The 15,629-nt window shown below is 44.9% G+C and carries 9 protein-coding genes; 5 read left to right on the top strand and 4 right to left on the bottom strand.

Going from position 1 to position 15,629, the window contains the following annotated elements:
• The first annotated feature begins 7 nt into the window (after positions 1 to 7).
• From ACX0G7_RS04830 to ACX0G7_RS04810, 5 genes are all read left to right on the top strand, one after another.
• Entirely contained in the window at positions 8 to 415 is a 408-nt protein-coding gene (locus ACX0G7_RS04830; RefSeq protein ID WP_458922300.1) for a hypothetical protein, read from the top strand.
• Positions 416 to 623: 208 nt separating this feature from the next.
• A complete protein-coding gene (locus ACX0G7_RS04825) occupies positions 624 to 4,952 on the top strand; it encodes a gliding motility-associated C-terminal domain-containing protein (RefSeq protein WP_458922299.1) in 4,329 nt (1,442 codons plus the stop codon).
• Between the two features lie 34 nt (positions 4,953 to 4,986).
• Positions 4,987 to 6,039 carry a PorP/SprF family type IX secretion system membrane protein gene (locus ACX0G7_RS04820; protein ID WP_458922298.1) on the top strand — a complete coding sequence of 351 codons (1,053 nt, stop codon included), beginning with the start codon at positions 4,987 to 4,989 and terminating at the stop codon, positions 6,037 to 6,039.
• A gap of 61 nt (positions 6,040 to 6,100) precedes the next feature.
• The gene (locus tag ACX0G7_RS04815) at positions 6,101 to 6,571 is read left to right on the top strand and encodes a redoxin domain-containing protein (protein WP_458922297.1); all 471 of its coding nucleotides are present in this window, start codon (positions 6,101 to 6,103) and stop codon (positions 6,569 to 6,571) included.
• Between the two features lie 198 nt (positions 6,572 to 6,769).
• On the top strand, positions 6,770 to 7,114 hold the full coding sequence (locus ACX0G7_RS04810) for a T9SS type A sorting domain-containing protein (RefSeq protein WP_458922296.1): 345 nt from the start codon (positions 6,770 to 6,772) through the stop codon (positions 7,112 to 7,114).
• 22 nt (positions 7,115 to 7,136) lie between these two features.
• On the opposite strand, the gene ACX0G7_RS04805 is transcribed toward ACX0G7_RS04810, so the two are convergent.
• The 4 genes from ACX0G7_RS04805 to ACX0G7_RS04790 all read right to left on the bottom strand — a co-directional run bounded on the left by ACX0G7_RS04805 (position 7,137) and on the right by ACX0G7_RS04790 (position 15,619).
• Positions 7,137 to 8,309, bottom strand: a complete 1,173-nt coding sequence (locus ACX0G7_RS04805; protein WP_458922295.1) for a class I SAM-dependent rRNA methyltransferase — start codon at positions 8,307 to 8,309, stop codon at positions 7,137 to 7,139.
• A 48-nt stretch (positions 8,310 to 8,357) separates the two neighbouring features.
• Complete coding sequence (locus ACX0G7_RS04800; RefSeq protein ID WP_458922294.1) at positions 8,358 to 9,998, bottom strand: FG-GAP repeat domain-containing protein; 1,641 nt, start codon at positions 9,996 to 9,998, stop codon at positions 8,358 to 8,360.
• A gap of 21 nt (positions 9,999 to 10,019) precedes the next feature.
• Positions 10,020 to 13,586, bottom strand: coding sequence for a VCBS repeat-containing protein (locus ACX0G7_RS04795; protein WP_458922293.1), 3,567 nt, complete (start codon positions 13,584 to 13,586; stop codon positions 10,020 to 10,022).
• A 296-nt stretch (positions 13,587 to 13,882) separates the two neighbouring features.
• Entirely contained in the window at positions 13,883 to 15,619 is a 1,737-nt protein-coding gene (locus ACX0G7_RS04790) for a RagB/SusD family nutrient uptake outer membrane protein (RefSeq protein WP_458922292.1), read from the bottom strand.
• Positions 15,620 to 15,629 lie beyond the last annotated feature (10 nt).

The following is a 15,629-nucleotide window of genomic DNA, read 5'->3' as shown; positions in this document are numbered from 1 at the left end:
ATTTCCGATGATCAGATTTATCCCAATACTGCTTATATGTCTCTGCACGATCTCCTGTAAAAAGGCAATTGAGCAGAAACAGGAACAGATTGTGATGGATGCTATCACAAGCGGGCTTTGGATCGTAGATTTATATTCAGAAGATGGTGTGGTAATGACGGCGGACTATGCGGGTTACGAATTTAAATTCAATGACAATGAAACCCTGAATGCCCTGAAATCCGGGTCTACTGTATCGGGAACATGGAAACCGGATATTACTCAATATACTATCACCACTAATTTTCCTGGAGCTACTGTTCCCCTTGCCAAACTCAGCAGCACCTGGAAACTAACTGACAGCGACTGGGATTATGTCAAATCCGAATCATCCGTAACCGGTGTAAAAAGAATATTACATCTGCGCAAAAAATGATACACAATTGTTTTTTGAATCACGGATTGAAATTTGATAGTAAATACCGCCTGTAGACTTCATCCTAAAACCATGGTCCAAATAAATCCAACGCGGGGAGTATCCCTGACGTATCTAGTAATTCATTGCGATAAGCCAACGTTTCCGGCCATCCAACATTCCTGATGAAAACCGTAATGATCTGTAACTACAAAAGCATTTGGTTCTAATGAGGAAATTGTGGCTTTTTTATTTTTTGATTTTTGTCTCCCAGGTTCTGAGTGCCCAGAACCCTGTTGCTAATTTCACCGCTACGCCTCGCACCGGTTGTGCGCCACTAGTCGTCAATTTTGCTGATCAATCTACCGGGAACCCTACGAACTGGGACTGGGATCTCGGAAATGGCCAGCTCGTAACCGGACGGAATCCTGTAGTTGTTTATAATGTTCCCGGTGTATACACAGTTAAGCTGGTTGTCCGAAACGCGAATGGGATTGCCCAGGAAGTAAAGACCGATTATATCAGGGTCAACCCGGCACCTTTACCGGCTTTTACAGCTAGTACTACCACGGGTTGTGCACCAAATACAATAAATTTTACCGATAACAGTGCTGCTCCCGGTGGCACCATCACAGGCTGGTTATGGAACTTCGGAGATGGAGGAACTTCCACCGCACAGAATCCATCCTACACTTACGCTACCCCGGGATACTATGATGTTACCTTACAGATAACCAGCAACCAGGGATGTAAGGCCACGACGAACCGTTTACGTTATATCAGGATTGTTCCCGGTGTTGTTGCGAGTTTCAATGCTGTTCCGGCAAACACATGCCAGGCACCATTTAATGTTTCGTTTACCAATGAAAGTTCGGGGCCCGGCAACCTCAGTTATATCTGGGACATGGGAAACAAGGCGTCATCTGTTAGTCCGACCCCCTCCACCGTTTACAATGATACCGGCACTTACCGTGTATCATTGATAACAATTAGCGATTATGGCTGCTCCGACACGCTGGAGAAACTGATCCCGCTTAAAAACAATTCCACACAGTTCAGCGCGCCGGATACCGCGTGTCTGAACGTAGCAGTCAATTTCACAAACACTTCTTCCCCCGCCCCCGTTTCAAGCCGTTGGGAATTTGGTGATGGTGGCGTTTCAAGTTCGCGGTCGCCATCTTACACCTTTGATAGCGCGGGAGTGTATACCGTGAAGCTGGTTAACCGTTACGCGAACTGTACAGATTCTGTGACGAAGACCATTACAATCGGTCCGAAACCTTTGGTAGATTTTTCGTCCGTGAATCATGCCAGTTGTAAGGCTCCGTTTACGGTTGACTTCAAGGATCTCACACAGAATTCCACCGCCTGGTTCTGGGATTTTGGTGATGGTACCAACTCAACAGAAAAAAACCCTAAACACACTTATAACCGATTGGGTCAATACGATATTACGTTGACTGCTACCTTCGGTGGAGGATGCCAGAACACGGTTACGAAGCCGGTATTTGTACAGGTGGTTGAACCCACTATCGGCGTTTCGAATATCCCGGCCGGCGGCTGTATACCATATACCTTCAGCCCTGTTCACAGTGTGAAAGCGGTTGATGGTGTGGCAAGCTGGCTTTGGGATTTCGGCGATGGATCCACTAGTACGGTGGCCAACCCTTCACATGTGTATTCCACTGCGGGTAAATTCAATGTCAAGCTCAGGATAGTCACCAATTCCGGTTGTGTAAAAGATACCACCTTTATAGATGGAGTAAAGACCGGCTCACCGGTTACTGTTGATTTCGTGGCCGATAAATTTGATGTCTGCGCATCGGAAGCTGTACAATTCACAGAATTGTCAAATGGCGCGGATGAATGGTTCTGGGATTTTGGTGATGGTACAACTTCGATTGAACGCAACCCATCCCATGTTTTTGTGGATACCGGGTATGTGACCGTGACCCTGACAGCTTTCCGTAACCGGTGCCCAACCAATGTTATCAAAACAAGATACCTTCGGATCACTCCACCCGTAGCCCGGTTTTCTTATACGGTAGATTGCAACAATAAGCTGCAGGTAAATTTCAGGGATAGCTCTATCATAGATCCGGCGCTTGGAAACGTTTCCTATAGCTGGAATTTTGGAAACGGCGCGGGCACCTCCAATGCTAAAAATCCAACTTTTACATTTGGTTCATTTGGTTCACACCCGGTAACACTCACAGTTACCAATGGTCCGAAATGTACCTTCACATATGTGGGTTCTGTTTTGTTGCTTGATGAGCAGGCAGCATTTACCAGCTCAAAAACGAATGTTTGCAAGGATGAAGAATTTATCCTTACGGCTAATCCGGTAAATGCCAATAATATTAAATTTTATGAATGGACGGTAGGTAATGACCTGCCCATTATGGACACATTGCCGACACTGAAATACCGCTTGTCTGACAGTGGCTCATACAATATCCGGCTGGTTATTATCGATAGCAATTTCTGCCGGGACACACTCGTGCTCACCAATTATGTGCGTGTGGTGGGACCTGAACCGGATTTCGCCCCAAATGCAAAAGGTACATGTCCCAATACGCTTATAACCTTCACCGATAAAACTGTCACTGCTGCACCTGTTGTAAAATGGACCTGGGAATATGGCGACGGAACCGTTCAGGATTATACCGCACCCCCATTCAATCACCGGTACAAGAATGTAGGAGTATATTCTGTTAAGCTAACGGTCACGGACAACCGCGGATGTAAAGATTCCAAAACGATTACTGATACTGTTATCGTTACGGCACCAAAAGTGGGTTTCATTGCTGACTCCATTTATTGTCCCGCAGTTAACCTGCAGTTCGTTGACACATCATCAGGAAGGAACCTGAAGTATTTCTGGAACTTCGGTAATGGCAATACTTCTACAGCTCCAAATCCCACCCAGGCTTATGCGGGCGGTGATGCCAGTTATTCTGTTTCTTTGAAAATTACAGACGAGTTTGGTTGTTCAGATTCAGTGAGTAAGGCTTCTTATATAAAAATCCGTTCTCCAAAGGCTGCCTTTACCGCTGTTGATACAACAAGCCTTTGTCCACCATTGGAAACCAGGTTCACACTTGAAGCGAAAGATTATGCATCTTATTATTGGGATTTCGGCGACGGAACTTCTCAATCAACGGTGCCAAATCCAAGACACTTTTATAATGGCTACAACGTGTATACCGCTACGTTAGTGGCCGTGGGTTATGGCGGCTGTGTTGATTCCGCCACTCATCGTGTTACGTTGAGTGATCCAAACAGTACCAGGCTCAATTATACACCGCTGGAGGCCTGCAACACACTGACCGCCACATTCGACCTGAAACCTCCACCATATTCAAGGTATGTTTTCTATTATGGGGATGGACTCACCAACACATCACAGGATACGGCATTCTCACATTTCTATCGTGGACCTGCTTTTTTCTACCCCTCAATATTTTTAACGGACAGCTCTGGTTGCCAGTTCAGCCTGGCGAATTATCAGCCAATCCGTGTAATTGGGGCGAAACCATTGTTCGGAGCAGATAAAACCGAATTCTGTGATACTGCTAACGTAGCTTTTACCAATTTTACGATATTCAACGATCCGGTTGTTTCTTATAACTGGACCTTCGGCGACGGAGCCACATCAACAGCGTTGTCTCCCTCCCATTTCTACTCCCAGCCTGGGGTAAATCTGGTGACTTTAAAAGTGGTTACAGAACAGGGATGTACCGATTCTCTTACAGATACTATCCGTGCATACCGTACCCCCGTCGCAACTATAGGCACTCCCGACACGGTTTGTATAAATACGCCATTGTTGTTCAGGGGAATGCTTGCTGTGGCCGATACTACGGCTATCAACTGGCAATGGACTTTTGGGAATGGACAGACTTCAGCTTTACAGAATCCTTCAGCCACTTATAATACCGTCGGCAGTTATGTTGTCAACATGAAATCAAAAGTTCAGTTCGGTTGTGCCAGTGATACCTCGAAGCGGATTTATGTTGCGCCGGCCCCGACGGCAAATATTGGCAACGACATGCAGATTATTTCGGGTGGTGGAGTTTACATTCCCGCCGACTACACCGGAGATATCAGGGACTATCAATGGTCACCGTCACAGCGCCTCGATTGCGACGACTGCCCGACTCCATATGCGAACCCGGCAAAAACAACTAAATACAAGGTAACGGCTACAGACCGGTATGGATGTGTTGCCACTGCTGATGTTACGATTTTTGTAGTGTGTGCAGACCGGAATCTGTATATCCCCAATACTTTCTCTCCTAACAATGATGGCACAAATGATGTATTCTATCCGCGCGGGACAGGTGTATTCACGGTTAAGTCATTGCGCGTTTTCAATCGTTGGGGTGAAACAGTTTTTGAGAAAACAAATTTCAGCGCCAATGCTGCGTCTTCCGGATGGGATGGAACCTTCAAGGGACAAAAGGCACCGCAGGATACTTATATTTATACAATGGAAGTGGTGTGTGAGAATTCGGAGATCAATACTTTCAAAGGAAACGTGACATTGATCAGGTAAATCCAGGTAAGCGACAGACAAAATAAATTGAACAGTGAGTAATTTCAGGACATACAGATTTTTTCCACGGATGGGTGCAATTTCACTTTGCATGCTTGTTATGGCCCTGCAATCCGTGGCCCAGGATCTTCACTTTTCACAATTCTTTGAAGCTCCGTTACTACGTAATCCATCACTGGCTGGAATCTTCACCGGAGACTACCGGGTTCAGGGCGTTTACCGGGACCAATGGAACAGTTTCACCAATGCGTACCGGACCGGTTCACTAAATGCAGAATATAAAATGCCAGTCGGGAAAGGTGATGATTTTATTACAACAGGCATTCAACTGTTATTTGACAAGGCGGGCACCGTAGGCCTCACCACGACACAGGTTTTACCTGCACTGAACTACCATAAATCCCTCAGCGATCAGAAAGTAATGTATTTATCATTCGGGGTGATGGGGGGCATGATCAGGAAAAACGTTGACATGTCGAAAATGACCACGGATAATCAATACGGCCCCGGTGGTTTTGATCCTACCCTGCCAACAGGCGAAATGTTTATTGCTCCAAATTTCACTACCTGGGATGCCAGCGCCGGACTCAGTTTCAATACTACTTTTGGTGCGGGCCAGGTGAACAGCCTGTTTTTCGGCGGGGCATATCATCATCTGAACCGGCCCAAAAATTCTTTTTACAGGGATCCTGAGATCGAGTTAAATGCGAAGTATGTGTTTTCAGCAGGTGTAAAGTTGAATGTCGACGATTATTCTTATTTCAATCTTCAGGCTGACCATAGTATGCAGGGCAGTCATGTGGAAACTATCGCGGGGGCACTTTATTCTTACAAACTCGGTGATAGTCCTGATAACCCCATTTATACGGTACATGCAGGCGGATTTCTGCGATGGAAGGACGCGATCATCCCCGTCATAAAGATAGACAAGCATCCCCTTTCTATAGCCATCAGCTACGACATAAACATCTCTCCACTCAAAACAGCCAGCATGGGCAGGGGTGGAATCGAACTTTCTGTGTCATATATTGGTTTTGTAAAAAGAGACAACAGCAGCCAGTACAAAATGCTTTGTCCAAAGTTTTAATACAACCAGGCAGGGAATTACTTTTTACAAACAACATTCATCAATTCATCATTACTCAACTATGGCAATTTCAACAGGAGAGCAGGCACCTGATTTCGCTTTGTACAACACCGAAAAGCAGAAAGTGAGCCTTGAAGATCAAAAAGGCAAAAATGTGTTACTTCTTTTTTTCCCGCTTGCGTTTTCGAGCGTATGCACCGCTGAGCTTTGTGGTGTAAGGGATAACATCGCAGCTTATAATTCCGCAAATGCTGTAGTTTTTGGAATAAGCGTCGATTCTCACTATGCCCTTCGCAAGTTCAGGGAGGAACAACATCTGAACTTTGATCTGCTCAGTGATTTTAATAAAGAGGTCTCCACGAAATACAATGCGATCCATGAAACATTTGGAATGGACATGCGGGGTGTTTCAAAAAGAGCTGCATTCCTTATTGACAAGGCAGGAATAGTCCGTTATGCAGAAGTCTTGGAAAACCCTGGCAAAGTGCCCGATTTTGACAAAATCAACGCCACGCTTAAAAACCTCGATTGATTTTCCGGGCGAGGTGATTAGATCTCCGCGAGATTCAGACTTCACTTGATAATTAATAGTTTACAAAAGTTAATCAAATCAAATATGACTTGCATGAGCTAAGATATTTCCCTTAGTATTTGCATTAATATCTCAAATCATTTGTACATTTGGATTAATGGAAATATCTTGGCACATAATCGTAAAATATCATCTTGCATGAAGATTTTTTACATCCTGTGCATTACTCTTATTGTTTCATTGCAGGCGAACAGCCAGGAGCGTTCGAGGCAAACTCCTGCCCAGGAGCCTGCGGCCAGGATAGTTAAGTTTTATCCGAACCCGGCTACCTCCATTATTAATTTTGACTTCCAGAAAAACGCTGATAAAAATTACAATTTCCAGATCTACAGTCTTACCGGGAAAAAGGTATTTGAACTGGCAAAAGTGGATCAAAAGACCACTGTCAATCTCAGTGATTTTTATCGTGGTATCTACATCTTTCAGCTGAAAGATCAGTTTGGTAAGCTTGTTGATTCCGGGAAGTTCCAGGTTACCAAGTAATTTCTTCACCTTTCCTGACTCCTCACAGCACCTGCATGATCATAAACTTCAGGTAGTGGGTGTTTTCGAGGTCCCTTACAATTGGATGATCGGCAGATTGTGCCTGGAAGCAAACCTGTCTTAATTTTCGTTTCGCATCTTTTGCCGCCATTTGCATTATGTCCGCAAACAGGTCAGGAGGCACCAGGTTTGTACAGCTGGAAGTAACCAGGAATCCGCCAGGCTTCACAAGCTTCATTCCCCGGAGATTGATTTCCTTATACCCGGCAATAGCTTTTTGTATGTTTTCCCTCGATTTGGTAAATGAAGGAGGATCCAGCATCACCACATCGTATTGTCTGCCTTCTTTGGACCAGTTCTTCAGAACGTCGAAAGCATTAGCCACTTCGAACTTGCAGATATTCTCGTACCCGTTAAGGGCCGCGTTGGCATTTGCCTGCTCAACCGCATTTTCAGAAATATCGAGCCCTAGCACGGATTTCGCGCCATAGTGGGCGGCATGAATTTCAAAAGTGCCCGTGTATGTGAAAACGCCCAGGACCTCGGCTCCTTTTACAATGTGTTGAATAGCTCTCCGGTTGTCCTGCTGATCAAGAAAATATCCTGTTTTCTGGCCCTTGTCTATGTCGACCCAAAATTTGAGTCCGTTTTCTATGATTTGGATCCTTGTATCGAATGGAGCTGAAAGAAATCCTTTTTGTTGAGGCAATCCCTCAAGTTCACGGACAGGTACATCGTTCCGTTCATAAATACCTTTTGGAGAAAATATCGTCTCAATGGCCTTTACTATAGCGGGTTTCCAGACGTCTATACCAAGCGCCAGGGTCTGAATCACAAAGTAATCGTTGAATTTATCGATGATAAGCTGAGGAAGATCATCGGCTTCGCCGAAAATGAGTCTGCAGTTTTCTAAATATCCAAGCTGGCGGCGGTATTGCCAGGCGCTGAGAATACGATCATGAAAAAATGCTTCGTCAATTCCTGTATTTTTATCACGCGTAAGTAAGCGGATAACTATCTGGGACTTTGGGTTGAGATAACCCTTCCCAACAAATTTTTTATCATGAGTGTAGACGTCTACGATATCACCCGCCTTCGACTCCAAATCTATCTCCCTGACTTCATTATTAAATATCCAGGGATGTCCGTTGGGCACACGCTGGCTGATCTTTTTGTTTAAGAACACATTGGCCATAACCTGCAAAATTAATGGAATCGATCAAGCAAAGCCGGGTGTTTACTGTTAATCCCGGTTTATGTTTCGGAGCAGGATGAATGCCGGGCCCTTTTTCCAATCGTTTTTCGCTTGTATCTCCGTGGGCCTGATTGAGAAATTACCTAAAACAATATCTGTTTTGCCGTCCCCGTCTACGTCGCCGGCATCCATGGTGAGCCACCGGCCAAATTCGCTTTCCGGGAAAGTATATGCCTCGAAACCGTAGTTCCCCTTGTTTTGGAGATAAACAAAGCCTTCTTCAGGTTGATTGGCAAAGTCTGCAAAAAAAGCGATAGTGGCGAGATCCTGGTCGCCATCATTATCAAAATCCCTGGCGATAGCCTTGAAACAGCCATGAATAGGAAAGAAGTATTCCTGACGGAACTTGTTTTTACCATCATTCTCAAAAATGTATACACCATGATAGGGCTTAAGAACCATGGAAAAATCAGCATTGTCCCCGCAGGTATACACTATATCCGGATGACCATCTTTATTGAAATCAGCCAGTTCGAAATAAGATGAACCATAAACCGAAGGAAAACTCAATACTTTTTCCTCCTTGAAACGACCATTCCCGAGGTTGGTGTAAACAATAACACCTTCACTTCCCTGTGAAAAAAGCGCCCAGATATCGGGCAGTCCATCTTTGTTATGGTCAACGATATAGGCCTTGATGGCGCCGGGCAGAGGTTTTAAGACATGGCGGGCAAACTTCCCATTGCCCTTGTCTTCCAGCCAGGTAAGTGCGCCGGTAAGGTTGCCGAATTCGCAGACAACATAATCTGGTCTTCCGTCTGAGTTCAGGTCGCCGGAAGTAAGTGCTACCGGCCGGGCCAGGTTTGTTGCCACCTTCATTAAATGAGCACTGTCGCTTCTGAGAGTATCACCCGCACCAATAGATAGGGAGCCAAGTGAAGCATTGGTCGGATTCAACTGGCCGATATCACAGAACACAAATTTATCCCTCTCAACAACCATATCAACGAGATTACCTGGAGAGGGCAGAGACCGGGGTGCTGATACAGGATCAGTAACAAGGAAGAGCCGTTGTTTGATGATGTCGTTGAATGTTAATTTCGGACCCTTATCCTCATTAATTTTTATAAATGACAAAGCAGGTGTGTCCAATTTTATCGGAGACTGCAGAACAGAAAAACCAGGTAACTTCTTGTTAATTATGCTCTGCCTGTCCTGTGGTGGCAACGTATCGGGCGAGGTTGCGAGGTAATAATCCAATATCTGTTGCCACTGCCGGGCATCGATCAGTGGCTGTGACGGGTAATACCCGCCATCCAGGTTCGGATCATTTTTGAAGGAAGGATAATATTTGAAATTATGTTTGAATATGCCTAATCTAGGTCCCATCTGGGGCAGGACCCCCTCTTCCCAGCTGGTGACATCCAACAGCGAAGGATCTGGGAAATCATGACAGGATTGACAGTGTATCCGGGCAAGCTTTTCACCTGCCCTGATATTTGCCTCTGGGATATTTTTGTAAGATTTATTACGCTGATAATCTTTGCACGAGGTGATCGACACCACGGCTGAAAATATACAGCACAGGATCAATGTCCCGACCCTGGCCAGCTTTGGAATGGGCCAGTTGTGATCTGTTTCCTGATATTGGCTCTGCAGCTCCGGGGATGATTTTTGTTTTGAGATCATTTTGCTTTTCGGAATTCCAGTCTATTCAACAGGTATGGGTCTGACACTGCCCTTACTATCACTGATCTCAATACTCTGCACATTTGAATCAGTCAATAGAAATCTTGCAGATTGCGATAAAAACGAAGATCCGTAACTGAACTCGCACTTCCTTGTCTTTCCATTTTTCAATTTGATCAGAGCGGTGACATCTGTCGCAAGTGCTGGTATTAGTTTTCCTTTATTGTTCAACTCCAGGACCTTCAATGGTCCCTGGTTTTCACTCGCTGCCAGGAGGTATCGACCCTGGGTACTTCTCAATTTGACCAGTGCCTTTCCATTGCCTGGAAAATAGATGCCACTCTGCTGAATGGATAAAGGTGTAAAATTGCCAAGTCCGTCTCCCTTTAAAAAAATCCCATTTAAGGCATCGTATCTCCCCATGGCCAGTTCGGTGCCAAAATCATTACCCGTAGCAACAAGATCAAGGTTGCCATCATTATCAAAATCTTCAGCGACCATTCCATTGAGGACTGAGATCTGCGCCGCGGGCGGCAGTGGCTTTTGCCTGAATTTTCCTTTCCCGTCATTTTGCAGATAGTACGAACGCAGATCTGTCACGTGGAGTTTCAGTGCACCTTCCAGCTGTTCCGGGGCTAACAAAGTCTGCATTGTTGCCTCAGCATAATCTTTATAAGTATTAAATCTTGCCCTGGTTTTTACAATCTGCTTTATCATATCATCACGAAGGTGAACCGGTACTTCTCTTCTCTCCGGGTCCAGCGCAGACTGGGGCAGAAAAAATGAGGTAATTGCATCAAAACTGCCATTCCCGTCAAAGTCTTTTGCAACAATATTTACCGGGAAACGATCGCTTGGTTTGTAAAATGAGTTTGTTCCGAAATTTCCAACAACATAATCCATATCGCCATCATTATCGAAGTCGCCAGGCGTTATCGAGTTCCACCAACCATAGTCTGCAGCTGCCCCGGTGTTAGCGGAAACATCCTCGAATTTACCCTTGTTACTTTTTAAGAAAGTTACCCGCATCCACTCGCCAAGTAATATGAGATCCTGCCATCCATCATTATCGAAGTCAGTAAAAAGTGCATCACAAACCAGTCCGATCCCTGAAAGTTTGGGTGCAGCTGTATTGGAGATATCAGTAAACTTAACGGCACCGTTTTTTGAATCGTTACGGTAGAGAAAACTTGAAACTGGTACCGGGTATTTTCCCGGTTCAACCCTGCCCGCAAGAAACAAATCAATGTCGCCGTCCCTATCAAAATCTGCAGCCCTGGCGCAGGATTTACTGGTAAGATTCTGGGGGAAAGCGGTGGCGTTTTCAACGAAGTTGCCTTTACCATCGTTTAGATAAAATACATCCCGATACGAAGGTGAGTTTGCAGCTGCCTCAAAACCTCCCCTTGATATATATATATCCAGGTCGTTGTCACCATCAGCATCAAACAAAAGAACACCCATGTCTTCCGCATTTTTTGGAGCAACGTGTGACGATTGCTGGTTGACGACATTTGTACCTGCTATCGACGGTTTCTGGTCCACACCATTTGGGTTAGCAGTTGACGATTGCTGGTCCACACCATTTGGGTTAGCAGTTGACGATTGCTGGTTCACACCATCAGGAATGCTTTTACGGTTGAACTTACCGTCTGCCTGCTGCAGAAAGATTTGTGGATAGTAAAAAAATGAGCCCCCGCTAATAATATCGTCCAGGCCATTACCGTCTAAATCGCCAACTGCGAGAGCAGGACCATATTGTGAGAGCTTATGCGGTAAAAGATTTTGAATATTAAAATCAACAAAATCCTTGTCTTCATGAATATAATCAATACCTGCCCGCTCCGTTACTTCTGTAAACAATGGCTGCACATCCTGAAGATCTGAGCCAGGAGTGAACATCAGCTTCGCATCCGCTTCTTTCACCAGTAATGTTTTGTTAGCGGCCTGATCTTTTATAATCTGCATTCTCCCGTTTGGCCATTTGATCACCACTGAATCAACAGCTGTATTTTCCCCGATACCAAAATGCGCGAAATTGATCACCGATGAAAGATAACCACGGTAAGGTGTGTTTTCGTACACTTGTTTGTGGTTTGATCCAATATAAATCTCCGCCAAGGCTCCAACGCCATTCACATTTTTGGGGTCTCCCTGGAATTTGATGTCCAGGAAATTGCTTCCCTTGGGGTTGTTTTCCCGAAAATTGTTTCTGTATAGAAAAGCCTCGTCGTTGATATTGTTGATAACAAGATCAAGATCCCCATCATTGTCCAGGTCAACATAAACACCCCCGTTTGAGAAACCGGGAGTTAACATGCCCCAATCTTTGGTAACATTCCCGAAAGTCAGATCACCCTGGTTCCGATATGCGTAATTGGAAATTTTTACCTCGGGAATCTGATCAAGGATATCTTTTTTCGCTGACAGTGCTGAGGCCTGATTTCTGAAGGCCATAAAATCATGATCTGTCACATCTTTGGGAAAACCATTCGTAATGATAATGTCCCTGAAACCATCATTATCAAAATCTGCAACAATAGGAGCCCAGCTCCAGTCTGTCTCCGCTATACCAGCATAGAAACTAATGTCCGTAAACGCCGGTCGGCCTGTTGTATCGCTTTCACCCGCTACCGGTCCCTGGTTAATTTGTAACACGTTCCTCACGTACTGATATTGATACCCGAAATAATCGTTGTTGGTATAACGCTGATACCCTATCGGGTTCATCATCATCTTTTTCCGGTAATTATCCTCGGGATTCATGTCGAGTTCGATAACATCAGCCAGGCCATCGTTGTTTATGTCGATGACATCCTGGCCCATGGCATTCTCAGCAGTATGCTTGAAATAGGCATCAATTTCGTTTTTGAACTTTCCATTTTTCTGATTGATATAAAGCAGGTTGAGAGACAGGAAGTCGTTGGTCACATAAACATCTTTCCATCCATCGCGGTTTATATCCACGATGTTTACTCCATGACCGTAGCCTTCTATCGTGACACCCGACTCAAGGGAAACATCTCTGAACACACCATGCTTAAGGGTGTCATTCCACTCATTCCGGAAAAGTTTATCAGTGTTCCGGTGCTCGCGGTTCTTCAGTTGTGGTCTGAATGTATTTGGTGATTCATGTTTTACAATTTCATTGACCAGGAGATACATGTCGAGGTCACCATCATTATCATAGTCAAAAAATGCGGCCATGGTTGAATGAGAAGTATCCGCTAATCCGTATTCAACAGCCTTATTTTCAAACATGGGAATTCCGTCGGCATTATTGCCTTTATTGACATACAGAATATTCTCTCTTTTGCGCGGGTCCGGAGATAAAGAAGCCGACAGATAAAGATCAAGGCGCCCATCGTTGTTTATATCAACTACACTGGCACCTCTTGCCCAACGGCCATCACCGCCAGTATTGGCTGCCTCAGTTACATCATTGAAACGAAAATCACCCTTATTAATATACATTTTGCCCGGCACCATGTTGCCGGTGAAGTATAGATCGGTAAGTCCATCATTGTTGAAGTCGCCGACTCCTACCCCACCACCGTTATAAATGTTTTCGACATCAAGGATATTCATGGAATCACTCTCTGTAACAAGGTTGCTAAACTTTATGCCTGACTCTCCTGAATTGATTAGCTCAAAACCAGTTTTTGATCTGCATGAAATTAATAGGACAACAGTGGTGAAAAACAAAATAACCCGGGTCATAAGTCAAAAAGAAATAAGAAGGAAAAATTATGTAAGGGAAGCAATGGATCTCCCAGGGCGCTGGCAGGCAGCCTGGTGGGCCAAGGTACTAAAAAAGTAAACCACCTATTAAGGTGGTTTACTCAATTATTGCAATAATGTATGATTAGAAACCAGGACTCTGTTTAATAGCCAGGATTCTGTTTAAGTGTTTCCTTACCATCTTTTATACTCCTGGTAATAGCAAATTCAGGAATAGGAAGGTACTCATGTTTGCCTTTGGTAAAGACAGAACCTGCGAGTGCACTTGCCCTGCGGGCATTTTCTTTTGCAAAATACTCATTGTTAAGTACAACGTCTGCGATTCCCCATCTAACAAGGTCAAAGAACCTGTGGCCTTCCATGCCAAGTTCGAGCTTTCTTTCGAAACGCACGATCTTACGGGCATTTACCTTGTCACCAAGAGTGGTATAATTTGACACTTCATAATTTGCAGCAGGTGCTCCACCATTCAGTACCGGGGAGTTAGCCGCCCTGGTCCTTACCCTGTTGATATAAGTAAGTGCAGTCGTTAAACTTCCTACCTCGATCTCAGCTTCCGCAGCCATCAGCAACACGTCAGCAAAACGCATAGGAGTAAAGTTCAGTGCGTTGTTCGCGAAACCCCAACCCACAGTACCAGCTAAGGTTCCGATATCGGCTTTGTAATAAGTATTTTTCTTGGGAGAATATGGACCGCCATAGGAAACTACACGGATCCAGTCCCTGCCCGGGTGCAGACCCCAGTCATAATATGGAATACCCCTTCTGCCAACTGTCCAGTCAAGACGTGGATCTAGAGGACCAGAATAAGGCGTAAATGGCTGAGCTGAAGTAACATTTTCATCACTGGTAACATCAGTATTGTTGTAAGTATCCAGTTCCGGGAGACCAGCACTTGTTTTGAATGAATTCACAAGGTTCTGAGACGGCTGAAAAAATCCGCAACATGCACCTGGCTTGTCAGTCAAAGCACTACCTCCGTGGGGATAATTAAGCGTGTTGTCATAGTTACCATTTGTGTTTGCACCATCTCCGTAAGAAGCCTGGATAGAGAACACGGTTTCCGCATTGTTTTCTGAAGTAACGCGGAAGTTAGCATGGTAGTTTGGCATCAGGGTATATGGAACACCCTCGCTGTTCTTACCGTTCAGGATAATAGCATCAAACAATGCTTTAGCTTCTGTAAACTTATTCTGGAACATATACGCTTTTGCCAGGTAGGCAGCAGCAGCCCATTTGTTAACCCGTCCCTTGTTCGGACGTTTTTCATCCAGGTTGTCGTAAGCTGCTTTGAAATCCGCTTCAATTTGCGGCCAGATGTTAATATAAGCACCACCAGCGTCTGTGTTGGGAACTTTGAAGTCAGTGACTTTCTCATCAATGTATGGAACGTTGTTAAAGCCTTTTTTTGCTTCAAAGTGCATAAAGCCCCTTATGAACCTCGCTTCGTGCTGAATTTGTTTGGCATCTGCAGCAGAAATATCCTTTGCCATAGGGAGAACAGTCAGTACCGCGTTAGCAGCACCAACTCCATCCCAGATACCTGTCCATTTGTTTGTGAGCTGCCCGTTACTCGGGAGGATCTCAAAACGCATTACCGGGTTGGCATCCACCATATCTGAAGCCTCGGTTCCCTTATATGCATCACCCCCGCGGATACTGCCCCAAAGCCAGTTGGAAGCGCCTCCGTTTTGCTGATCCTGGCGACCATCCAATGTCGCATAAGCGTTGATCAGCAATCCATCAACACCCTTTTTATTGGATAAACTTGCAAGGTCATAAACACCCTGTGGCGGGAGCTCCAGGAATTCCTCCTTGCAACCGGAACCTAGTGTCGTGCCGGCGATTGCAGTGATTAATAATAAAACTTTCGTCTTCATATTTTTATTT

The sequence above is a fragment of the Flavitalea antarctica genome, assembly GCF_054461535.1.
This window is presented reverse-complemented; position numbering and strand designations above follow the sequence as displayed.